The organism is Mitsuokella jalaludinii (genome assembly GCF_928722185.1).
Taxonomy (GTDB): Bacteria; Bacillota; Negativicutes; order Selenomonadales; family Selenomonadaceae; genus Mitsuokella; species Mitsuokella jalaludinii.
Genome location: NZ_CAKMXA010000001.1, coordinates 1,621,814 through 1,643,167, shown reverse-complemented (window position 1 = coordinate 1,643,167; position 21,354 = coordinate 1,621,814). Strand labels below are relative to the sequence as shown.

Annotated in this window: 20 protein-coding genes and 1 tRNA gene; 5 read left to right on the top strand and 16 right to left on the bottom strand. The window is 58.9% G+C overall.

From position 1 onward, the window contains the following. Window positions 1-3: 3 nt before the first annotated feature. From QDI87_RS07680 to QDI87_RS07650, 7 genes are all read right to left on the bottom strand, one after another. Window positions 4-606 (bottom strand): HyaD/HybD family hydrogenase maturation endopeptidase, encoded by a 603-nt coding sequence (locus QDI87_RS07680; RefSeq protein ID WP_036378237.1) that lies wholly within the window; start codon window positions 604-606, stop codon window positions 4-6. Between the two features lies 1 nt (window position 607). Continuing rightward, entirely contained in the window at window positions 608-1,276 is a 669-nt protein-coding gene (hypB, locus tag QDI87_RS07675; RefSeq protein ID WP_036378236.1) for a hydrogenase nickel incorporation protein HypB, read from the bottom strand. Beyond that, window positions 1,277-1,618 carry a hydrogenase maturation nickel metallochaperone HypA gene (hypA, locus tag QDI87_RS07670; protein ID WP_036378234.1) on the bottom strand — a complete coding sequence of 114 codons (342 nt, stop codon included), beginning with the start codon at window positions 1,616-1,618 and terminating at the stop codon, window positions 1,277-1,279. It abuts the gene before it with no gap. 79 nt (window positions 1,619-1,697) lie between these two features. Then, window positions 1,698-1,940 (bottom strand): heavy-metal-associated domain-containing protein, encoded by a 243-nt coding sequence (locus tag QDI87_RS07665; protein ID WP_005840792.1) that lies wholly within the window; start codon window positions 1,938-1,940, stop codon window positions 1,698-1,700. Window positions 1,941-1,958: 18 nt separating this feature from the next. Next, on the bottom strand, window positions 1,959-2,672 hold the full coding sequence (gene cybH, locus QDI87_RS07660; protein ID WP_036378233.1) for a Ni/Fe-hydrogenase, b-type cytochrome subunit: 714 nt from the start codon (window positions 2,670-2,672) through the stop codon (window positions 1,959-1,961). A 35-nt stretch (window positions 2,673-2,707) separates the two neighbouring features. After that, entirely contained in the window at window positions 2,708-4,621 is a 1,914-nt protein-coding gene (locus QDI87_RS07655) for a nickel-dependent hydrogenase large subunit (protein ID WP_278742800.1), read from the bottom strand. Further along, window positions 4,618-5,715: a hydrogenase small subunit gene (locus tag QDI87_RS07650; protein ID WP_036378231.1), complete on the bottom strand. Its 1,098-nt coding sequence runs from the start codon at window positions 5,713-5,715 to the stop codon at window positions 4,618-4,620. Before QDI87_RS07650 ends, QDI87_RS07655 begins: the two co-directional genes overlap by 4 nt. A 408-nt stretch (window positions 5,716-6,123) precedes the next feature. Here QDI87_RS07650 and QDI87_RS07645 point away from each other — a divergent pair. Both QDI87_RS07645 and QDI87_RS07640 read left to right on the top strand, forming a co-directional pair. Continuing rightward, window positions 6,124-6,199 (top strand) — tRNA-Ala (locus QDI87_RS07645). A gap of 148 nt (window positions 6,200-6,347) precedes the next feature. Further along, window positions 6,348-6,698 (top strand): heat-shock protein Hsp90, encoded by a 351-nt coding sequence (locus QDI87_RS07640; RefSeq protein ID WP_278742796.1) that lies wholly within the window; start codon window positions 6,348-6,350, stop codon window positions 6,696-6,698. A gap of 423 nt (window positions 6,699-7,121) precedes the next feature. Here the strand turns inward: QDI87_RS07640 and QDI87_RS07635 are convergent, their stop codons facing one another. The 7 genes from QDI87_RS07635 to QDI87_RS07605 all read right to left on the bottom strand — a co-directional run bounded on the left by QDI87_RS07635 (window position 7,122) and on the right by QDI87_RS07605 (window position 13,779). Continuing rightward, the gene (locus QDI87_RS07635; protein WP_270528070.1) at window positions 7,122-8,630 is read right to left on the bottom strand and encodes a phosphomannomutase/phosphoglucomutase; all 1,509 of its coding nucleotides are present in this window, start codon (window positions 8,628-8,630) and stop codon (window positions 7,122-7,124) included. A gap of 165 nt (window positions 8,631-8,795) precedes the next feature. Next, a complete protein-coding gene (locus QDI87_RS07630; protein ID WP_226868663.1) occupies window positions 8,796-10,826 on the bottom strand; it encodes an OPT family oligopeptide transporter in 2,031 nt (676 codons plus the stop codon). A 128-nt stretch (window positions 10,827-10,954) separates the two neighbouring features. Continuing rightward, on the bottom strand, window positions 10,955-11,704 hold the full coding sequence (locus QDI87_RS07625) for a sulfite exporter TauE/SafE family protein (protein ID WP_051652263.1): 750 nt from the start codon (window positions 11,702-11,704) through the stop codon (window positions 10,955-10,957). A gap of 103 nt (window positions 11,705-11,807) precedes the next feature. Next, window positions 11,808-12,464: a D-sedoheptulose-7-phosphate isomerase gene (locus QDI87_RS07620; RefSeq protein ID WP_278742789.1), complete on the bottom strand. Its 657-nt coding sequence runs from the start codon at window positions 12,462-12,464 to the stop codon at window positions 11,808-11,810. Between the two features lie 33 nt (window positions 12,465-12,497). Continuing rightward, window positions 12,498-13,169: a hypothetical protein gene (locus QDI87_RS07615; RefSeq protein WP_278742787.1), complete on the bottom strand. Its 672-nt coding sequence runs from the start codon at window positions 13,167-13,169 to the stop codon at window positions 12,498-12,500. Between the two features lie 51 nt (window positions 13,170-13,220). Next, complete coding sequence (locus QDI87_RS07610; protein ID WP_036378221.1) at window positions 13,221-13,499, bottom strand: hypothetical protein; 279 nt, start codon at window positions 13,497-13,499, stop codon at window positions 13,221-13,223. A gap of 106 nt (window positions 13,500-13,605) precedes the next feature. Further along, the gene (locus tag QDI87_RS07605; RefSeq protein ID WP_036378219.1) at window positions 13,606-13,779 is read right to left on the bottom strand and encodes a hypothetical protein; all 174 of its coding nucleotides are present in this window, start codon (window positions 13,777-13,779) and stop codon (window positions 13,606-13,608) included. 146 nt (window positions 13,780-13,925) lie between these two features. On the opposite strand from QDI87_RS07605, the gene QDI87_RS07600 reads away from it, so the two are divergent. After that, the gene (locus tag QDI87_RS07600; RefSeq protein WP_278742783.1) at window positions 13,926-15,695 is read left to right on the top strand and encodes a MutS-related protein; all 1,770 of its coding nucleotides are present in this window, start codon (window positions 13,926-13,928) and stop codon (window positions 15,693-15,695) included. A 556-nt stretch (window positions 15,696-16,251) separates the two neighbouring features. Here the strand turns inward: QDI87_RS07600 and eno are convergent. Together eno and QDI87_RS07590 are read right to left on the bottom strand one after the other, a co-directional pair. Then, on the bottom strand, window positions 16,252-17,553 hold the full coding sequence (gene eno, locus QDI87_RS07595) for a phosphopyruvate hydratase (protein WP_278742780.1): 1,302 nt from the start codon (window positions 17,551-17,553) through the stop codon (window positions 16,252-16,254). A 346-nt stretch (window positions 17,554-17,899) separates the two neighbouring features. After that, a complete protein-coding gene (locus QDI87_RS07590) occupies window positions 17,900-19,168 on the bottom strand; it encodes an RNA-guided endonuclease InsQ/TnpB family protein (RefSeq protein WP_278742777.1) in 1,269 nt (422 codons plus the stop codon). Window positions 19,169-19,262: 94 nt separating this feature from the next. Between QDI87_RS07590 and tnpA the strand changes: the two genes are divergently transcribed. Both tnpA and QDI87_RS07580 read left to right on the top strand, forming a co-directional pair. Then, entirely contained in the window at window positions 19,263-19,688 is a 426-nt protein-coding gene (gene tnpA, locus QDI87_RS07585; RefSeq protein WP_278742774.1) for an IS200/IS605-like element ISMmu1 family transposase, read from the top strand. Window positions 19,689-19,878: 190 nt separating this feature from the next. Further along, window positions 19,879-21,246: an alanine/glycine:cation symporter family protein gene (locus QDI87_RS07580; RefSeq protein WP_278742772.1), complete on the top strand. Its 1,368-nt coding sequence runs from the start codon at window positions 19,879-19,881 to the stop codon at window positions 21,244-21,246. Window positions 21,247-21,354: the final 108 nt, after the last annotated feature.

The following is a 21,354-nucleotide window of genomic DNA, read 5'->3' as shown; positions in this document are numbered from 1 at the left end:
ATCTCATTTCATCTCTTCGCGGACACATTCCTCGGCGACGACACCGTAGTCGAGCGAGCGGCCCGCTTCTTTCTCTTTCACCGCAATGCCCCATTCCTTGAGCACATCGATGGCCTCCTGCGCGATGAGCGGCAGGAGTTTTTTCATCTCAGGGCTGAGCTCCACGCCCGCCTCGAGGTCATACGGCTGTGCGCCGAGCACGACGACCTCCGGGATCTTGCGGCCCGTGACCGTCAGGAGCGCGAGGACGTCCTGGATGCCGACCTCATGCGCGCTGAGCTTGTCCTGGAAGTGCGCCATGATATCGTCGTTGTGGAAGTGGAAGCGCGTGCCGGGCGCCTGCCCGCCGTTTATGGAGTCGATGACGAGCAGCTTCTTCGTGCCCGTCACGTACTGCGTGAGCTCGATGCCGAGCGTGCCGCCGTCGATGACCTGCACCGACTCGGGGAAGTCGTAGTGCGCATCGAGGTATTCTGCGACGCGCACGCCGAAGCCCTCGTCGCGCAGGATGACATTGCCGACGCCGAGGATCGTGACCTCAGCCGGATGGAGCACATCGTCCATGCGCGGGTCCACCGCGCTGTCATTGCCAAATACATCTGCCATGTCATTTCCCCTTCTTCTGCTTCGCCGCGACGCGGCCGAGCAACCAATCACACCACGCATCAAGCCCCTGGTCCTTCGTGCACGAGACCTCGATGACATCCATGCCCGGATGGAGCGTCGTGATGTCCTCCTTGGCCGCCGCCATGTCGAAGTTGCAGTAAGGCAAGAGGTCTGCCTTGTTGAGCAGCGCAATGGCCGACTCCTTGAAGATCAGCGGGTACTTCATCGGCTTGTCGTCGCCCTCCGTAATGGAGAGCACGACACCCTTGTCATCCTCGCCGACGGCGAACTCTGCCGGGCAGACGAGATTGCCGACGTTCTCGACGACGAGCAGGTCGAGGTCATCGAGGTCGAGCTTCTGCGCGACCTTCTGGACCATCGGCGCGTCGAGGTGGCAGCCTCCAGCCGTGTTGATCTGGATGACCGGCACGCCGTGTTTCTCGATGCGGTCCGCATCCTTGCTCGTGAAGAGGTCGCCCTCGATGACAGCCATCTTGAGCTTGTCCTTGAGCTTCTCCATCGTCTTCTCGAGCACGGACGTCTTGCCGGCGCCCGGCGAGCCCATGAGGTTGATGACGTACACATTCTTCTCCGCAAACAGCGCCTGGTTCTCAGCCGCCACGCGGTCATTCTCACCTAAGATATTCTTCATGACCTGGATCTCAGCCATTCAATCCACCTCCAGATATTCTACCTGCATCTCGCGTCCCGATACGATCTTGAGGACGCCGTCCTTGCACTCTGGGCACCAGAAATCGTAGTGCTCGATGCGGAAGTCCTTCCCGCACTTCGTGCAGCGGCCGACGAGCGGCACGTGCTTGACCTTGATCTCGGCCCCCTCCGCGAGCGTCCCCTTCGCAATCATATCGAACGAGAACGTCAGGGAGTCGACGACGACGCCCGACATATCCCCAATCAAGAGGCCGATCTCGCGGATGCACTTCGCATCGTTCTGCTTTGCGTAGTCGAGAGCAATGTCGAGCACGCCCTCGGCAATCGCCATTTCATGCATGATACTCCTCCATCAAAAAACGCCTTCCCCGCCATCTTACCTGACAGCCGGGAAGGCGTTCCATCAAATCACCGGTCGATTATAACGCGGCTTCGAGATTACGTGCCTGCAGGACACCGAGGATGTCCATGAGCTTCGTCTTTGCGGGACTGTAATCCACCGTCGTCTCACCGTCGTGCGCATGGATGTGGACGAAGAGCACGCCCGGCAGGCCGAGCAGCGCCTTCTCTACTTCCTTCGCACTCTCTTCTGTATAGCCTTTGACTGTGAACTGGAGACGCGTATTGCCGTTCGTCTCGCCGCAGCCACATTCTTTACACATTGCTACAGTACTCCTTTGTCAATCCTTCTTCTTGGACTTCGGGCCCTCTTCATTGATCTCCGGGGCATCGAGCGGTACGTGCTCGAGGAACTTCACGCCGGAGAACATCGAGGATGCCTCGCCCTCTGCTTCCATGAGGTCTGCGCGCAGGACCATATAGACATGGCCGATGGCGAAGACGATGATGAGCCAGGCAACGATGTGGTGCACCCAGTGCGTGACCATCTCGCCACCGAGCACGACATTGACCCAGCCAAAGAGCATGCCGCCGATGTTGTTCGGCTCCGTCATGTAGTACATGGCAAAGCCCGTGAGGATCTCGATGAGAACCATCACGTAGAGGCCGACGTACGACGTGCGTGCCAGCGGGTTGCGCAGGTACGGGTCGTGGCCCGGCTTCAGCAGCATGTAGTGCAGGGCGACGTCAATCGTATCGCGGTAGAAGTGGCCCTTCCAGACGCGCGGGAAGAGACGGTCACCCGGATAGCGGATGTAGCCGTAGATGCGCAGGATGAACGCTGCGCAGAACGTAAAGGCCGCGATGAAGTGTATATTCCTTACCCAGTCCATGGACATGGATGTGTACGTCGGCTCAATGCCCATCACAGTCACCGGCTTCGTGATCAGAAGGCCGGTGATGAACAGCGTGACAATCGACAGCACCATGATCCAATGGAAGATCCGCAGAAACGGACTGAACAGGTAGTAGACTTTCCGTTTTTCTTCTTTCATTCTACTATTCCTTTCCTTTCCACCAGGACCCCGGCTCACTTCTCAACGCGCGTGCCAGAGTACGGGTCCGTCGTGATGACATTGATCTTCTCGCCCTTCGCATTGAACATGTGCGTAGCGCAGGCCATGCACGGGTCAAAGGAGCGGACAACCTTGACGATCTCAAGCGGCTTGTCTGCGATCTTGACCTGCGTGTCCATCATGGCCTTCTCGTAAGCGCCGTGGCCAGCTTCGTCGTCGCGCGGGCATGCATTCCAGGTCGTCGGGACGACAGCCTGATAGTTGTCCGTCTTGCCGTCCTTGATGACGATGTAATGCGAGAGCGCACCGCGCGGAGCCTCGTAGAGGCCGACGCCCTTAGCCGTCTTCGGCCACGTCGACGGATCCCACTTCTCCATGTTGGCCGTCTTCGTGTCGCCCGACTTGATGTTGGCGATGAGCTTGTCGAAGAAGAACTTGTTGATCTCTGCATTGAGCTGGCAGTCGAGACCGCGGGCAGCCGTGCGGCCGACCATCGTCGGGAGCCAGACCTCCGGTGCGAGGCCGAGGACCTTCGATACGGCGTCGATCTGATCGAGCATCATCTTCTCAGCCCAGGTCGGCTCGTCGAGCATGCCCTTCTTGGCCTTCGTGTAGATGATGATGTAGCGGGCCAGAGGACCGACCTCGCAGAGCTTGCCGCGCCATTTCGGCGTCTTGAGCCAGGAGTACTTGCCCTGTTCGTTGAGTGCCTTCCAGTCCGTCGGCGTGCCTTCCTTCGGTGCCGTGAACTTCGGTGCCGTCACGCCGTCCCACGGGTTGCGGTCGTGCTCACCGTCTGCCTGGTACTCGTACCACGAATGCTCGACGCCTTCCGTGAAGACTTCCGGCTGCGTGAGATCTTCTGCGTCGATCTCATAGACCTTCGCTGCATCGATGCCCTTGCCAAAGTCCTCGACAACGCCGTTCGTGCGGACCAGCAGGTTCTTGAAGAAGTCGCCGTTTGCCGTGCCGGAGAACGGCTCAATCGGGTAGGAGCCGTAGCCGAGCACGCGCTCCTTGGCGAGTCCGCCGCCGTCTACGCGGCCAGCCTTGACATAGGCAGCGCCGATGGCGAGGACATCGGGGATGTAGAAGTTGTTGACGAGCGTGCGGCCGAGGTTGATCGCGCGGTCGACGATGCCGAGGCGGGCCGTGTTGACCGGCGCGTTGCCATCCTCGAGCGAGATGGAGCAAGGCATGCCGCCGACGCAGTAATGCGGATGCGGGTTCTTGCCGCCGAAGATGACCTGCGGCGTGACGAGGTCGCGGTGCTTGTCGAGCATCTCGAGGTAATGTGCGATCGCCATGAGATGGACCTCAGGCGGCAGCAGCTTGTAATCCGGATGATCCCACCAGTTGGCCGAGAAGATGCCGAGCTGGCCGCTCTCGACGATGGCCTGGACCTTGTTCTTGATCTCAGCGAAGTACTGCGGCGTAGCAGCTGGGAACGCATGGTCGTATGCTTCCGTCACCGAGGTGCCCGGTGCGCTGAACGGCAGTTTGTAGGCGTTGAGCGCTGCGACCTGCAGGTTGGCCGTCGCGACAGGGTCAGCGGCGAGCGCCTCGACCGGGCTGACCCAGTCGAGTGCATGCAGGTGGTAGAAGTGGACGATGTGGTCCTGTACCGTCAGCGTCGCAGCCATGATGTTGCGGATGTAGTTGGCGTTCTTCGGGATCTTGATGCCGAGCGCATCCTCGACAGCGCGCAGGGAGCCCAGGGCGTGCGCACTCGTGCAGACGCCGCAGATGCGCTGGATGTATGCCCATGCGTCGCGCGGGTCGCGGTCCTTCATGACGAGCTCGAGGCCGCGCCATGCCGTACCAGACGAAAGCGCATCCGTTACCTTGCCCGAACCTTCATCGACCTGCACCTCAACGCGCAGATGGCCTTCAATTCTTGTGATTGGATCTACTACTACGTGTTTCATTTATTCACCTGCTCCCCGTTCTCTTCTTCCTTAGCTGCATCGCGTTTCTTCTTCTGGATGACGCTGGCTGCGCCGTGTGCTGCGACACCGACAGCCGTGACGCCGGCGATGGCTGCGCCAATCTTATCGACGTCGCCGATCGGCTGGCCGAACTTCGGCAGGCGCTCGCTCATCTTACCCTCATCCCAGAAATGCGCATTCGAGCAGCCGATGCACGGTGCACCGGACTGGATCGGATAGCTCATGCCCTGGAACCAGCGCATGTTGCCGCAGGAGTTGTAGGTCTCCGGGCCGCGGCAGCCGAGCTTGTAGAGGCACCAGCCTGCCTTCGAGCCTTCATCGTCGTAGCTCTCAGCGAACATGCCGGCATCGAAGAACGGACGGCGGTAGCACGTATCATGGATGCGGTTGCCGTAGAACTGCTTCGGACGACCCTCGCCATCGAGCGGCGGTACCGTGCCGAAGAGAGCGACGTGCATGATGACACCCGTCATGACTTCCGGAATTGGCGGGCAGCCCGGCACATTGACGACCGGCGTCTTGCCCGTGAAGTTTGTGATGCCCGAAGAACCCGTCGGGTTCGGGTTGGCGGCCTGGATGCCGCCCGAAACAGCGCAGGTGCCGTAAGCGATGACAGCTGCGGCATTCTCAGCAGCGCGCTGCAGCGTATGCGTGAACGGATGACCGCCGCTCATGCAGTAGACGCCGTTGTCCTTCGTGCAGGCAGCGCCTTCGACGGCCAGGATGTACTGGCCCTTGTACTTCTGGATGGTTTCCTCGAGATGGGCCTCGAACGGCTCGCCGCTGGCAGCGGAAAGCAGATGATCGTATTCGAGTGCGACCTGGCTCAGGATGACATCCGAAGCGTACGGAGAACCGGAACGGATGAAGGACTCATCGCAGCCCGTGCATTCGTGTCCGTGGATCCAGATGACGACTGGAAGCGGCTTCTTCTCGGCAGCCTCGACGACCTTCTCGAGCTTGTCCGTGCTCAGGCCCATCAGAGACGTCAGTGCAACGCAGCCCTTGACAAAGCTGCGGCGGCTCATGCCTTTTCTGAGATATACATCCCACATACTCTCCCGTTTGTCCACTTTGTTACCTCCTCATGTAATCCTTGCGGATCGTGTGCGACTCCTTTGGCAACGGCGGCTCGTTTCCGTTACAGGCAGAAGGCAGACGCGTTATTGTGGCTTCTCATTTCATTATACGCTGAATAGAGTAAAATATCTATATCTATTCTCCTATCAATTCATTATAAATTTTATTGATGATTGGAATACAATAGATTGAATAAATAAAGAAATAAATAGAGGTTATCCAACGTATAATTACTGGGTCGACTACGTTTTTGTTCGCTGTAAAAAGGCAGATTTCCTGCTGTTTATTCTTGATTCTTCCGCCTTTACCATTCCTTTTCAGAATCGATGTGATATATATTTCGAATCATCATAAAAAAACTTGAAATATGGAATAAAACGCGCTATACTGGAATACGTCTTGGGGACGTAGCTCAGCTGGGAGAGCGTTCGGTTCGCATCCGAGAGGTCGAGGGTTCAATCCCCTTCGTCTCCACCAAGTAGAATATCGAGCAGGCATATGCCTGCTTTTTTTGTGCCCTGCATTATATGTAACTATTGACTTTACAATTAGCACGTGCTATGCTTGACTCAGTAAGGATTTGACAGAACCTTTTAGCATTTACCATTCAGAAAGGATGATCATCATGACGAAGGAAGAAGTATTGCAGCATGTACAGGGCGTCATCGACGCGCCGAGCGCCTACGCAGGTCTCAAGGAAGTCGCCAAGGACTACCTCGCTTCTGTCGGCAAGGCAGACGAGAAGGAAAAGGCAGAGAAGCTCATCGCCGCCCTGAAGGAATGCGTCGAAGGCATCGACGACGTCCTGCCGTTCTTCGCCTCCGACAAAGCAAAAGAGCTCTTCGGAGAGGAGCAGGCCGCAGCCATGCTCAAGAAAGCCCAGGAAGTCAAGGCCGCCGGCGGCGACACCTGCTTCTGCCCGGCCTGCACCAACGGCAAATTCGTACTCGACCATCAGGATTTGCTACTGAAGTAATTTGAAGTCAGGAGTTATTTAAGGGGAAGCGCAACGAAGAAGGGTGTGGGTTTACATCGTTCAAGGGGAGGGGGCATGTATTTCGGCTTCGTCGCTCCGTTGAATGCGCCCCATGACAGGATGCCAATGTCAAGCTGTTTCGCCGCCTACCGCGGCGCTTTGACATCGGCTTATTAAGAGACTGACGGAGTGGGGCGCAGCCCTGCGGGCGGTCACTTCGCTCCTGCAGGCGAAATACATGCCCCCTCCCTCAGATACGCTTCGGGAACGAGACGTACCTAGGACAGGTTCTCGGCACCCTCGCCCCCTTGCAAAACTTCCTAACACTGCCCTAACAACGTCCCACACGCCCCACAACTTCACATGCAAAAAAGCTGCTGCACCATCGGGTGCAGCAGCTTTTTTATGCTTATTATGAGTTTGTCAGTCCTTGAAGACGCTCATGTCGAGGCTCGTGAAGCCCTGGAGGAATTCCTGGACTTTTGCGGCGATCTCGGCGACGCCGCCCTTCTTGCGGCTCTCGATGTTGAGCGGCATCTGCGGGTCGTGCAGGCTCATGCGCAGCAGGGCCCAGCCATTCGGGAAGACGAGGCGCACGCCTTCATACGATGGCTTGGCTGCGTGTACGCCGGCCTCAGCGGCACGCTCTTCGAATGCCTTGAGCACGTTCGCACCGTAGCCGCGGAAATCCTCTTCGCCCATGATCTTCATGCGGTACTCGCGGCTCTCGACGGGTTCGCCGAGCTTCTTGACGAGATCTGAGAGATGGCGTCCCTTTGCCTTGGCCTTGGCGGCGGCAATCAGGAGCTTGACGGCCAGGTAGGCGCCGTCATCGAGGTAGTAGTTCTCGGAGAGGGCGCCGTGGCCGCTCGTCTCGATGGCCAGCGGCGAGACGGTGCCTTCCTTGTTGAGGCGGATACACTCGTCGATGACGTTCTTGTAGCCGCGCTTGAAGCGCAGATGGCGCAGGCCGAGCTCGCCCTGCAGGAATTCGGTGAGCTCGTCGCTCGTGACAGAGTCCGTGACGATCGTGCTGCCCGGATAGTCCGGCGCGAGGATGGCGGCCATCATGGCGATCAGGGCATTGCGGCTGATCTCCTTGCCGTTCTTGAGGACGGCGCTCATGCGGTCGACATCCGTGTCGAAGATCAGGCCGAGGTCGGCATGGCTGTCGAGCACGGCCTTGCGGATGGCGGCCATGGCCTGCTTGTTCTCCGGGTTCGGGATGTGGTTCGGGAAGTGGCCATCCGGCTCGAGGAAGACGCTGCCCGACGTGTCAGCACCGAGACGGCCGAGCACCTGCGTCGCGAAGAAGCCGCCCGCGCCGTTGCCGGCATCGACTACGACGTGCATTCCCTTGAGCGGCGTGTCGCCCATGTTGAGCGCCGCGCGGATCTTCTTGCGCAGGTGGTGGCAGTAGCGGTCGATGAGGTTGTACTTCTGGACCTTAGAAAGGTCGCCCTTGACCTCTGGATTGCGCGCTGCCGCCTCGAGGATGGCGATGACGTCCTCATGCTCGACGCCGCCGTCCTTCGTGAAGAACTTGAGGCCGTTGCGGTTGTAAGGCAGGTGGCTGGCCGTAATCATGATGGAGCCGTCCATCTTCGTCTCGGGGAATACGATAGACATGAACATCGACGGCGTTGACGCAAGGCCGCAGTCGACCGTCACGACGCCCGCATACGTCAGCGCCTCGAGCACGGCTTCCTTGAGCATCGGCGCAGAAAGGCGTGAGTCGTGACCGACCGCAACGCGCAGGTCCTTGACCCTCTTGCCCGTCTTCTGTGCGAGGAAATCGAGGAAACCGCTCGTGATGCGGTTGGCGGCTTCGGCATTGAGCGTCACCGGCTCGTCGGCCACGCCCTCTATAGAAACGCCGCGCACATCGCTGCCATTGGCGAGCTTGAGCAGATTCTTTTCGGATATCGGCATATGATTACCCCCCTGCAAGATTCATTCTTGCTGTTTTCATGTTATTGCTACTTCTCTCTATTCCATAGCCACTCCACAAAATCCTGCTTGCAAAAGGAGAAAGACCGACAGCAAAAAGAGGCCATCACCCATGGTGATGGCCTCTTTTTCATGCTTGAGATCCAATCAGCCCTTCTTGCTGCCGAGCACGATCTTGGAGAAGATCGCGAGCGACGCAGCGAAGACGGCCAGACCGAGGTATTCGGCCGTACCGGCGAAGTCCTTGCCGACGATGGCCAGCGGCGCTTCCGAGCCGCCGTTCGTGACAGACGCGACGATGACACCGGCGAGCACGACACCGACGATGGACTCGCCGACGATGAGGCCCGAGGCGAACAAGGTGCCGCGGCGGAATCCAGCCTTTGCCTCTTCCTCACCGTGCTTCTCCTTCATGTGCTTGCGCAGGAAGTAGCCGAGAATGGCGCCGACGACGAGCGGCGTCTGCACGGAAGGCGGCAGGTAGATGCCCATGCCGACGGCGAGCGGCGGCAGGCAGAGGTTGCGCGTCGTGCGCTTGAGCAGCTGGTCGACGACAACAAGGATGACGCCGAGGCCGAGGCCCATGTAGATGTACTCCCAAGCCAGCGTACTCGAGAAGATGCCCTGTGCGATTGTCGTCATCAGGGCTGCCTGCGGAGCGGCGAGTGCCTGCGACGGGTCCATGTCAGGACGCGGCAGGGCGCCCGGGAAGCCGTACGCCTCGTAGAGCAGATTGAGGACCGGCGCAATGACGAGCGCGCCGACGACACAGCCGAGCAGCAGGGCGACCTGCTGGCGCCACGGCGTAGCGCCGACGAGATAGCCTGTCTTGAGGTCCTGCATGTTGTCGTTCGAGATGCAGGCAATCGCCATGATGATGGATGTCGTGAAGATGGCCGTAGCCGTCGCGAACTTCTCACCGCCCGGCATGGAGAAGATGCCGAAGGACGAGCAGAGCGCGTACATGACGAGCGAGGCCACGATGATGGCGAGGATGCCGATGCCCGAGATTGGGCTCGAGCTCGTGCCGACGAGGCCGGCCATGTAGGCGCAGGCAGCGGCCACGAAGAAGCCCATGAGGATGGCAACGCCGACGCCGACGAGTGTGAACGTCAGGTTCTCCGAAACCGGCAGGCCCTCCGGGCTGACAAATGCGTAGAAGATGCCCAAGAGACCCATGACCGTCACACTGAAGACCATCGCGATGCTCTGGACGCTCATATCGATGTCCATGCGATGCTTGCCCTTATCCGAGTCCGGCGCATGCATGGCAGCCAGCGACTCCTTGACACCGTCGACGACTGGCTTCGCGAGCATGATGAGCGTCCAGACGGCCGCGACGCCCATGGCGCCGGCACCGATGAGGCGGACGCGCTCCTGGTAGACCGTGCCCGCAAACTTCTGCATCGTCATGCCGTCCGGAAGCGCCCCTGTGATCGTGTAGTACGGCACAAAGCCGGCCCAGGCAATAAGGATGCCGACGAGCATCGAGAGGCCCGCCGCAATGCCGATGAGGTAGCCAGCGCCAACGAGTGCCGTTGAGTAACCGAGCGGCAGCTGCGTCATGCCGCGGCCGACCGGTATCCAGAGCGAGAGCTCCGAGCCGAGCACCTGCAGGGCATTCGTGCAGAAGGCGATGACACCGGCGAGCACGCCGCCCGCGCCGATCTCCTTGATGCCCGAACCGCCCTTCGACTCCTTGGCCGACTTTTCGTGGCTGCCGACCTTGAGGATCTCAGCCGCTGCGACGCCCTCCGGGTAGGCGAGGTCGCTGTGCACGACCATCGCGCGGCGCAGTGGGATCGTGAAGAGCACGCCGAGACAGCCGCCGCAGGCCGAGACGAGCAATGTCTGCCAGAACTCGAAGCCCTGCCAGTAGCCGATCATCAGCATGCCCGGGATGATGAAGATGATGGCAGACAGCGTGCCAGCGGCCGATGCCTGCGTCTGCACCATGTTGTTCTCGAGGATGTTCGAGTTCTTGGCCATCTTGAGCACAGCCATCGAGATGACAGCTGCCGGGATGGCCGACGAAAAGGTCAGTCCGACCTTGAGTCCGAGGTAGACGTTCGATGCCGTGAAGATGACCGTCAAGAGAGCACCGAGCAGCATGCCGCGGACCGTGAGCTCCGGCAGCCGCAATTCGTGCCGCATGAACTCATTTTCTTCCTGTTTCATGTAAATAGCTCCTTATCCGGAACGTGTCCGGTAAATTATGTTTGTACGTCTAGGGCGTACAAACACAAAGTCTATTATATCATAATATTTGACAATGTAAATCAAATTTTCTGATGACAGGAATGTATTCAATGTACAAGTACCGAGAGAATCGTGTAGAGGCAGGTGATGTAGAGCAGGACAAAGATCAGCCGGCGGATGAGCGCCTTGGGCACGTAGGCGAAGATGGCGTGGCCGATGAGGATGCCCAGCACGAGCGCCGGCAGCAGGTAGATGCACTCGCCGAGGGCCGGCGCAATCGGCAAGCCGCCGAGCTCATAGCTCGTCAGGGAAGTCACATTGCAGAGGAAGAAGAATACGAAGCAGGTCGCCCGCATGACCTCGACCGTCATCCTGCTGTGGGCCAGGTAAATGAGAAACGGCGGACCGCCCATGCCCGCCGTGATGGACGTGAAGCCCGAGAAGATGCCCGTGATCCACGAATTGCGCGGGCGCTCGCGGATGCGCAGGTGAAAGGCCTGCATCGTGCCGAGCGAGAAGAGCACGATGGCGCTGATGAAGACCTTGAGCATCGCGCTCGAGGCGTGGTCGAAGGCCCAGAAGCCGAGCGGCTGGCCGCAGAGCACGCCGAGGTAAAGCCAGAAGACAAGCCTGAGATTCGCCGTGCGCAGCGCAAAGAGGCCCTGGCAGAAATTGGCACAGCAGGCCAGGAGCAGCATGATCGGCACGGTGAGCTTCGGATCGTAGAAGATCATCAGCAGTGGAGCCGCCACGATGACGAGGCCAAAGCCTGTGATAGACTGCAGGACGGCCGAGAAAAAGATGACAAAGGCTGGTGCCAGATGAGCCTCGAAGCCCACGAGATAAGCGGTCAGCATGTAGATTCCCCCTTTTCCCTCTATCATAGCACCACATGGCTGAGCCGGTCACGCAAAAAAGCCCTGCTCCCCGAATAGCGGGAAACAGGGCGCATGGCGCTTGTCAGTCGCCGAAGAATTCGTTCTCTGCGGCGATGCAGAGCATGTGGTAGACCGGCAGGTGAAGTTCCTGGATGCGGAACGTCTCGTCGTCCGGCACGCAGATCGTGACGTCTGCGAGCTGGCGGCTCTTGATCTTGCCGCCCGATTTGCCCGTCAGCGCGATCGTGCGGACGCCCTTGACCTTGGCCATCTGCAGCGCGTAGATGACGTTCGTCGAGTTGCCCGACGTCGAGATGGCGAGCAGGACATCGCCCGCGTCGCCCATGCCCAGGAGCTGCTGGGCAAAGGAGAGGTCCGGTGCCTGGTCGTTGGCAAAGGCCGTGTTGAGCGCGACCTGGTTGACCATCGAGAGAGCCGGCAGCGCGCCCTGCAGGTTCTCCATGAAGTAATCCGCCTCCTCCGGGCAGACGGCACGCATCTTCGCTTCCATATCGTCATCGAGCTTGCGCGGCAGCAGGAAGCCCTTCATGAGTTCGCCGACGATGTGCTCGGCGTCTGAAGCGCTGCCGCCGTTGCCGCAGACGATGAGCTTGTGGCCGGCTGCATAGCTCTCGCAGATGGCCTTGACGGCCTCGATGAGGTCATCGCGGCAAACGGAGAGGGCAGGATAACGTGCGATGAGGTCATCGACCTTCGCAAGTGTGGATGTTTTTGGCATGAGGTACACTTCTTTCTATATGTGTGTCCGCCATCAGCGATTGCGGTAACGGTCAGCCGTGGACTTCGACTCGTAGTCGTTGCCGCGCGGCTTGATATCTTGGATTGGCGTGCGCATCTGCTGGCCGTCCATCGACTGCTGGCGCATCTCAAGGTCCTGGCGGTGATCGCGCGGGCTGCTAGCGCTCGTCTTATTGCCGCGGAACTTGTTCCAGAGCCAGCGCACGGCCATGATGGCGACGACGATCAGCAGGCCGTTCATCAAGAGGCCCAGGATGTCGGCAAACATGCCGCTGCCCATGCCGAAGAGGTGCGAGAGCATCGAGCCGAGCAGCATGCCGCCCGCAAAGATGCCGATGCCGCGCATGATGCTGCCGAGGCGGCTCGAGCTCTGCGCGTTCGTGCTGGCAGCGGCCGTGTTCGACTTCGCATTTGCGGCCGGCGCATTCTTGTCGAGGCTCTTGGCGTCCTTGGACGGCGCATACGAAGAGCCATTGCCCGAGACTGACTTGCTCGTATTAGCATTATTCGTCGCGCCAGCGGCCGGAGCCTTCGGCGCCGGAGCCGATTTCGGGATGCTCATCTTCGCGCCGCCCTTGGCCGCATAGGCCGTGCTCACGAAGGACGCAGAAGCGGGCAGGACCGGTGCAGCGGAAAGAACCATGGCACCGACCATGAGAGCTGACAGTGTCTTCTTGATATTCATCAACGATTCTCCTTTATATCAAACAAAAATACAAAATGTCTTCTGTATCCATCACTCTTCCCGGTACGACTTGATGTCCTCTGGGAAGGCGTAGATCTCACCGATCGTGTCGAGCTCGCCCGACAGATAGCGGTCGATGTCATCGACATCGATGTAGAGCTTGCAGTCAATGTCGAGATAGCCCTGCTCCTTGCCGCCCGACAGGTCGCGGATGGCCATGAGTTTTTCGCGGAGCTTCAAGAGCTCACTGCGCGTCGCGTGGATATCGAGCTTGATCTGCGGGACGCCGTATTCCTTGAGTACCTCATCCATCGTCATGCGCTTTGACATATATGTCATCCTCTCTTTTATCTTTGACTTTTTGATGTTTACATTTTATCGAACCATGCTGAATACTTCCTGAAAAAATGGAAATCCCACGCGACGCGGCAAGACGTCAGAGCTTCTTTTCCGCCGCTTCTTTTGCCAGCAGGCGGTCCAGGATGCGCTGCAGCTGGCGCTTCTGGCGCAGGTGCGACTCGTACTCGAGGTCATTCGAGTCGATGCGCATGCGCTCCTTGAGCAGGTCGATGCTGGCCTGCAGGCGCCGTACGGCTTCATTCTCTGCCATAGTATGACTTCCTTTCGTGATTTGCTCTTGTTCCCTATTATACAGGAAAATAAAGGCGCCGACAATCGAGAAGGCCGGTCAGATTTTCCCCAGCAAATCATGGTATACTGGAGTCAAGGTACAAAGAATCCAGAACATGAGGTGATATGATGATCGATTTCCACGAACTGCAGCAGCGCGATCTGCAGGCCATCGGGCAGCAGAAGCAACGCCTGCAGCGCCTCGTGCTGCTGCGCAGCGCTTCCTTCCTCGCCATGATCTTCGCCTTTGCCGCGGGCTTTGACGGCCACCGCCTCGGCACACTCCTCGGCGTCCTGCTGCTCGCCGCCTTCCTGCTGCTCGTCCGCCGCCACCAGCAGGCCTCCTTCGAAAAGCTCTTGACAGAGAGCCATCTCGGCTGCGTGCAGTCCTTCCTCGACCGAAAGTCGGGCAAGTGGCGCAGCTTCGCAGACGACGGCCACGACCTCATGCGTGAAGACCGCCCACAGGAAGCCGACCTGCCCATCCTAGGCAGAGCCTCGCTCTACCAGTACCTCGCCGCCGCACGCACGAAGGCAGGTCGCCAGAAGCTCGCCGACTGCCTCTCGCCCTTCCCCGAACCCACCGACATGATCCTGCTGCGCCAGCAAGCCGTCCGCGAGCTCAGCGAGTCTCCACAGGAGCTCCTGGCCCTCGAAGCCCGCAGCCACCTGCTGCCGCTCGGCACCGACCTCTCGGATTTCTGCACGATGCTCGAGCAGGATAACGTCAGGAAGAGCACAGCCCTGCGCCTGCTCTCCTACCTGCTGCCGGGCCTCTCCTTCATCGCGCTCGCGCTCTCCCTCGCAGGCCAGCTGGACATCACCGTGCCGGGCCTGCTCTTCTCGCTGCAGCTGCTGCTCACCTTCCTGCTGCTGCGCCGCAGCCAAGCCTTGCTCGCCCCGCTCATGGCACTGCCGCAGGAACTCAGCGTCTACGAGCAGCTGCTCGCCAAGATGGAAGCGGCAGACTACAAGAGTCCGCTGCTGCTCACCATCCAGAAGAACATGCGCGAGCAGCGCGCCTCAGAGGGGCTGCACCGCCTTGCAAAGCTCGCCGACCTCGCCGCCATGCGGCGCAACGTCTTCTTCTTCCTCGTGGCCAACGCCGCCTGCCTCTATGACCTCCACTGCACGGCGCGCGCCTTCGCCTGGAAGGAAGCCTGCGGCCGCCAGCTGCGCCGCCACCTCGCATCCTGGGCCGAAGTCGAAGCCCTGCTCTCCCTCGCCACGCCCGCGCTCACGCGCGAAACCTTCTGCTGGCCCAAACTGCGCGCCGGCAGCCCGAACCTCGAGGCACAGGCAGTGACACCGCTGCTGATTGAAGAAGCAAAGGCCGTGCCGAACGATGCCGCCTTCCCGGCCGGCACCTGCATCATCACGGGCTCGAACATGAGCGGCAAGACGACGTACATGCGCACACTTGCCACCTCCGCCATCCTCGCCTACGCCGGCGCCCCCGTCTGCGCCAAAGCCTTTGCCTTGACGCCGATGGCGGTCTACACCTCCATCCACGTCAGCGACGACCTCTCGCGCGGCATCTCGACCTTCTACGCCGAGATCCTGCGCATCCGCCAGATGGTCGAGGCCAGCCAGGAAGAGCGGCCGCTCTTGCTATGCATCGACGAGATCTTCAAGGGCACGAACTCCGCCGACCGCATCACAGGAGCCGCCGAAGCCATCAAGCGCCTCACGCGCGACTGGTGCATCACCCTCGTCACCACCCACGACTTCGAGCTCTGCGACCTCCAGTCGCCAAATGGCCTGCCCATCGAGAACTTCCACTTCGAAGAGTCGTGCCAGGATGACAAGATCCACTTCGACTTCAAGATCCGCCCCGGCCGCTGCCACACCACCAACGCCCGCTACCTGCTCAAGATGGCCGGCATACTCTCCTGAATCACATCACAAAAGCGGTAAGCTGCAAGTATCTATGAACTTGCGGCTTACCGCTTTTTCGCAAAAATGAGCGCGCAGGGAGGTATTTCGGCTTCATCGCTCCGCTGAATGTGCCCTATGACAGGCCTCCCATAGAGGCCGCCTCGCCGCCTGCCACGGCGTTCCGACATCGCATGCTAAGCTGCTTTTGGTCAGGGCACAGCCCTTCGGGCAAATCGCTCCGCTCTTGCAGGCGAAATACCTCCCTGCGCTCAAACGCTAGAGCAGCACCGCAAGACGATACTGCCTGCGAACCGCCATTCCAGCGACTTGCCATCGCGAAGATTGGATATAGCAGCTTCCGCACGAAGGGGCAGGGTGGACATAAGCGAAGCGTTCGGCAATCTGCGTGAAGAATCGATTTTTTCCCCACCAAGACCCTGGCAAAAGAGCATCGTCCAAGCGAAGCGCGTTTCGCTCTTTTGTCAGGATGCATTGAAAGGGAAAAAATCGATTTAGCAGATTGCCGCCGCGCAGCGCTGTCCCCCCTGCCCCTTCGTGCGAGTAGTACTACACCTTACTTCTGGAATCTAAAAGCTGCTTTGCCCGGATAGACCGCGCTTGCGCCGAGCTCTTCCTCGATGCGCAGCAGCTGGTTGTACTTGGCGACGCGCTCCGAGCGGGACGGGGCGCCCGTCTTGATCTGGTTCGTGTTGAGCGCGACAGCGAGGTCCGCGATCGTCGTGTCCTCCGTCTCGCCCGAACGGTGCGAGACGATGGCCGTGTAGCCCGCCTCATGTGCCATCTTGATGGCCTCCAGCGTCTCCGACAGCGTGCCGATCTGGTTGAGCTTGATGAGGATGCTGTTGCCGCAGCCGAGCTCGATGCCCTTCTTCAGGCGCTTCGTGTTCGTGACAAAGAGGTCATCGCCGACGAGCTGTACCTTGTCGCCGAGCTCCTTCGTCATCTTCTGCCAGCCTTCCCAGTCCTCCTCATCGAGGCCGTCCTCAATGGAGTAGATCGGGTACTTCTCGATGAGGCTCTTCCAGTGCGCGATGAGCTCATCCGACGTGAACTCCTTGCCCGACTTCGGCTGCTTGTAGAAGCCCTTGCCCTTCTCGCTCTTCCACTCCGACGAAGCCGCATCCATCGCCAGCACGAAGTCGCGGCCCGGCTCGTAACCCGCATTGCGGATGGCCGTCAGGATGTGCTCGATCGTGTCCTCGTCGCTCTTGAGGTTCGGAGCAAAGCCGCCCTCATCGCCGACAGCCGTCGTCTGCCCTTCCTTCTTGAGCAGCGCCTGCAGCGCATGGAAGACCTCCGTCGCCCAGCGCAGTCCCTCGCGGAAGGACGGTGCGCCGGCCGGCATGATCATGAACTCCTGCGTGTCGACCGAGTTCGTCGCATGCGCGCCGCCGTTCAAGATGTTCATCATCGGCACCGGCAGGTGATTGCCGCTGATGCCGCCGAGGAAGCGGTAGAGCGGGAGGTCGAGCGATACGGCCGCGGCCTTTGCCGCTGCGAGCGAGACGGCGAGGATGGCGTTCGCGCCGAGGTTCGACTTGTCTTCCGTGCCGTCGAGTTTGAGCATGATGGCATCGACTGCATAGATGTCCGACGCATCCGCACCGATGAGAGCCGGGGCGATCTTCTCATTGATGTTCGCGACAGCTTTCGAGACGCCCTTGCCGCCGAACTTCGCCTTGTCGCCGTCGCGGAGCTCGAGCGCCTCGAACTCGCCCGTCGAAGCGCCCGACGGAGCAGATGCGCGGCCGACGGAGCCGTCCTCGAGCGTGACTTCCGCCTCGACCGTCGGATTGCCGCGCGAATCGATGATTTCACGGCCGATGACCTGCATGATCTGTAAGTATGCTTTCATGGGGATTACCTCCTGATATTCGTTCTCATTTGCAAATCCAGTATAGCATAGATGAGATTTGTTTTCAATAGTGACCGTCACTTTTTTCTTCGCCTTTATTATAAGGAAAGAGCATCGCTGTGTTCTGTCACAAATGCGACAGAACGCTAAGAAAAATTATGCGGTATGCACTTTAGTCAACTACCCGCGACTGAAGTCGCGAGCTTGAGTGAATCTTTCAATACCTCAATTTGCTTAGATAAGCCAGGCTTACTGCATTCGCAGTCTTGCGAGGTACAGCAGAGGTCCGGTAATTACCAAAGCCATTAGCGTCCGCAAGTTGCCAAACGGACAAGATAGGTTTGCATCAATGCATGGATACGAGCTTTGCTTTGGCTCGCGCTAGGATGTTCTTGGCCGCATTCACGTCGCGAATGTGGTGTATCCCACATTTCGGGCAGATCCACTCGCGGTCCTTGAGCGTCAGTTTCTCTTTGCCGCTCATGATATGGCCACAAGCGTGGCAGGTTTGCGTCGTATTCCGCGGGTCGACGGTGACGAAGTTCTTGCCGTATAGTGTTGCCTTATAAGTCAGCATACTAAGGAACATCCGCCAGCCATTGTCTTGGAGGCTCATAGCCAGGGCATGGTTCTTCAGCAAGTTCCGGCTCCGCAGTTCTTCTGCTGCGACCAGATCGTGGTTCTTGATCAGTGTCGTGGAAGTGCGGTGCAGGAAATCTCTGCGGCGCTGCATGACTTGTGCCGTGAGCCTGGCGACGAGCAAGCGCTGTTTCTCGATGTTTTTTGCCTCACGGAGCGGGCGATGCTCTTTCTTGGCACGGACAATCCGACGGCTCAGCTTGCGCTGTGCGTTGGCCAGCCGTCGTTTCTGCCTGCGGTAATAACAAGGATTGGCCACAATCTCGCCATTCGAGTCGGCATAGAAGTTCTCGACGTTCAGGTCGATGCCAATCTCTGCCTTTGTTTTCGGGCTGGTTTTCACGAATGGCTCGTCGGAGCCGAGTTGGAATGATGCAAAGTAGCGGTGCCGGCTGTCTTTCGTGATGGTAATCGTGCCGATGCGGACTTCCTTCATGGCAAAAAGTCGATCCAGTATTTTACGCGAGCCTTGGAAGCGGATGCGTTTGAGCTTGGGCAGCATCAGATGATGCTTGTCGAGGAAGCGGGCGTTACTGGTAAACAGAGAAATCTCCGTACCCTTGCTGTAATGCGGATTCGTCTGATACGACTCGACGGACGTTTTCTTGTGGAAGTTCGGCACACCAGCATGATGGACGGCACGGAACTGCTTCCAAGCACGCTGGTAGTTCTGCCGTGCATTGGCAATGGACTGCGCATCGATATCGGGATGCCGGAGCCATGGATAGCGGTCTTTCAATGCTGTTACCGTGCGGATTCGCTCGCGCAGTGCCTCGATGCGCTTCTCGATGAAGTCGATGTAGATGCTCCGTCTGCCAAATCGTGCAATTTCCTTGTTCACAGCGACATGTTCATTGTAGACGCAGCGTGCCGCATCCGCATTGCGTCGAATCATCTCTTTCTGTTGCTGGCTGGGGTAGATGCGGACTTTCAGGCCGTAATGATAGGCATAATCCGCCATCTTCTTATGTTCCATTTTATTCGCCTCCTTCCTACTTCTATTATACAACATATGAGATCGCCTAACAAGCAATATATCTCTATAATAAAAGAAAAGGAGTGTGATACACATGAAACGAAAAGAGCGCATCCCAGATGCAATCTATGAGCGTGGATACGTCTACAATTTCCACTTTCATCTGATCTGGGTGACGAAGTATCGGAACCCAGCCTTCACGACACCGGAGCTCGTGCAGGAGATGAAGGATATCTTGCTGCGCATCGCGCAGCTGAACGATGTGACCGTCGAAGAGCTGGAAGTTATGCCAGAGCATGTGCACATGCTCATCAGCTTCAAGCCAAAGTATACGCCGACAAACATCGTCAAGGCACTCAAAGGCGGCAGTGCCAGACTGTTCCTCAAAAAACATCCCGAGATCAAGCACGATAAATTATGGGGCGGTCATATCTGGTCACGCAGCTACTATATGAGCACACTTGGCAACATGAGCAAGGAAGTAGTCGCAAAATACATCCAGAATCAGTATTCCAAGTGACTACCGTTGCGGCCATTCCTCTCCTGACTGAAGTGAGAAGGTTCCTGGCCGCATTTTAATTGAAATTTTTTCCTCGTTCTATATATTTTTTCTTGAAAATACGAGACAAATGTCCTTTTCTATGGTATCATAGAGTCTGTTACATACAACTGTACACATATCAAGGACACAAAACGACTAGGAGGCTATTATGGAATCATTCATCCCCATACTCAATGCCATCGACTCCTTCATGTGGGGTCCGCCGCTCATCACGCTGCTCGTCGGCACGGGCATCTATCTGACCATCCGCCTGAAGCTCCTGCAGGTCTTCCGCCTGCCGAAAGCACTCAAGCTGATCTTCAAGGCCCAGAACAACGGCCGCGGTGATGTCTCAAGCTTCAAGGCGCTCTGCGTCGCCCTCGCCGCCACGGTCGGCACGGGCAACATCGTCGGCGTCGCCACGGCTGTCAAGGTCGGCGGCCCTGGCGCCATCTTCTGGATGTGGGTCGCTGCCTTCTTCGGCATGGCCACGAAGTACTCGGAAGGCCTCCTAGCCGTCAAGTTCCGCTCCATCGACGAGAAGGGCGAGATTGCCGGCGGCCCGATGTTCTACATCCGCAACGGCATGGGCGAGAAGTGGAAGCCGCTCGCGACGTTCTTCGCGCTCGCCTGCATCGGCGTCGCCTACTTCGGCATCGGCACCTTCCCGCAGGTCAACGCCATCGTCGACAGCATGCAGATCTCCTTCGGCTTCCCGAAGATCGCAACGGACGTCATCCTGACCGTCTTCATCGCAGCCATCACGCTCGGCGGCCTGCAGAGCATCGCCAAGGTCGCCTCCGGCATCGTGCCGTTCATGGCGCTGACGTACGTCGCCATCAGCCTCGGCCTCATCATCCTCAACCTCGACCAGGTCCCAGCGGCCATCGCCATGATCATCAACGATGCCTTCACGGGCGCCGCCGCTGCCGGCGGCTTCGCCGGCTCGACCGTCATGATGGCCATGCAGAACGGCGTCGCGCGCGGCGTCTTCTCCAATGAGTCCGGCCTCGGCTCGGCGCCGATTGCCGCCGCTGCCGCCAAGACGAAGTGGCCGGCTGAACAGGGCCTGATTTCCATGACGGGTACCTTCATCGACACGATCATCATCTGCTCCATGACGGGCCTCGCCCTCGTCATCACGGGTGTCTGGCAGGGCGATGCCGCCGGCGCGGCGATGACGAGCGCTGCCTTCGCCAGTGCTTACGGCTTCTTCGGCAGCCAGCTCCTGACGATTGCCCTCGTGCTCTTCGCCTTCACGACGATCCTCGGCTGGAACTACTACGGCGAGCGCGCCTGCATCTACCTCTTCGGCAACAAGGGCGTCCTGCCGTACCGCCTGATCTTCATCGCGCTGATCGCATCCGGTGCCTTCCTCAAACTCGAGGCCATCTGGATCCTCGCCGATATCGTCAACGGCCTCATGGCCATCCCGAACCTCATCGCATTGATTGCCCTCTCCGGCGTCATCGTCGCTGAGACGAACAAGTACATGAACCGCCACAAGAAGGCCGCACAGCCTTCTTCGGATAAATAAAACACGCGTCACCAAAAAGCCGCCACTCCTCTTAACTGGAGCGGCGGCTTTTTCGCGCGCATGCCTTTACAGCGGCGCCGTTCCGTCATAAAATAATAAGAACACCAC

Coding starts and splice junctions, on each gene's coding strand:
- QDI87_RS07640 (WP_278742796.1), top strand. CDS start 6,348: ATGACGAAGGAAGAAGTATTGCAGCATGTACAGGGCGTCATCGACGCG.
- eno (WP_278742780.1), bottom strand. CDS start 17,553: ATGAAAGCATACTTACAGATCATGCAGGTCATCGGCCGTGAAATCATC.
- hypA (WP_036378234.1), bottom strand. CDS start 1,618: ATGCATGAAATGGCGATTGCCGAGGGCGTGCTCGACATTGCTCTCGAC.
- QDI87_RS07620 (WP_278742789.1), bottom strand. CDS start 12,464: ATGCCAAAAACATCCACACTTGCGAAGGTCGATGACCTCATCGCACGT.
- QDI87_RS07580 (WP_278742772.1), top strand. CDS start 19,879: ATGGAATCATTCATCCCCATACTCAATGCCATCGACTCCTTCATGTGG.
- QDI87_RS07630 (WP_226868663.1), bottom strand. CDS start 10,826: ATGAAACAGGAAGAAAATGAGTTCATGCGGCACGAATTGCGGCTGCCG.
- QDI87_RS07635 (WP_270528070.1), bottom strand. CDS start 8,630: ATGCCGATATCCGAAAAGAATCTGCTCAAGCTCGCCAATGGCAGCGAT.
- hypB (WP_036378236.1), bottom strand. CDS start 1,276: ATGGCTGAGATCCAGGTCATGAAGAATATCTTAGGTGAGAATGACCGC.
- cybH (WP_036378233.1), bottom strand. CDS start 2,672: ATGAAAGAAGAAAAACGGAAAGTCTACTACCTGTTCAGTCCGTTTCTG.
- QDI87_RS07590 (WP_278742777.1), bottom strand. CDS start 19,168: ATGGAACATAAGAAGATGGCGGATTATGCCTATCATTACGGCCTGAAA.
- QDI87_RS07605 (WP_036378219.1), bottom strand. CDS start 13,779: ATGGCAGAGAATGAAGCCGTACGGCGCCTGCAGGCCAGCATCGACCTG.
- QDI87_RS07600 (WP_278742783.1), top strand. CDS start 13,926: ATGATGATCGATTTCCACGAACTGCAGCAGCGCGATCTGCAGGCCATC.
- QDI87_RS07615 (WP_278742787.1), bottom strand. CDS start 13,169: ATGAATATCAAGAAGACACTGTCAGCTCTCATGGTCGGTGCCATGGTT.
- QDI87_RS07665 (WP_005840792.1), bottom strand. CDS start 1,940: ATGTGTAAAGAATGTGGCTGCGGCGAGACGAACGGCAATACGCGTCTC.
- tnpA (WP_278742774.1), top strand. CDS start 19,263: ATGAAACGAAAAGAGCGCATCCCAGATGCAATCTATGAGCGTGGATAC.
- QDI87_RS07610 (WP_036378221.1), bottom strand. CDS start 13,499: ATGTCAAAGCGCATGACGATGGATGAGGTACTCAAGGAATACGGCGTC.
- QDI87_RS07680 (WP_036378237.1), bottom strand. CDS start 606: ATGGCAGATGTATTTGGCAATGACAGCGCGGTGGACCCGCGCATGGAC.
- QDI87_RS07625 (WP_051652263.1), bottom strand. CDS start 11,704: ATGCTGACCGCTTATCTCGTGGGCTTCGAGGCTCATCTGGCACCAGCC.
- QDI87_RS07655 (WP_278742800.1), bottom strand. CDS start 4,621: ATGAAACACGTAGTAGTAGATCCAATCACAAGAATTGAAGGCCATCTG.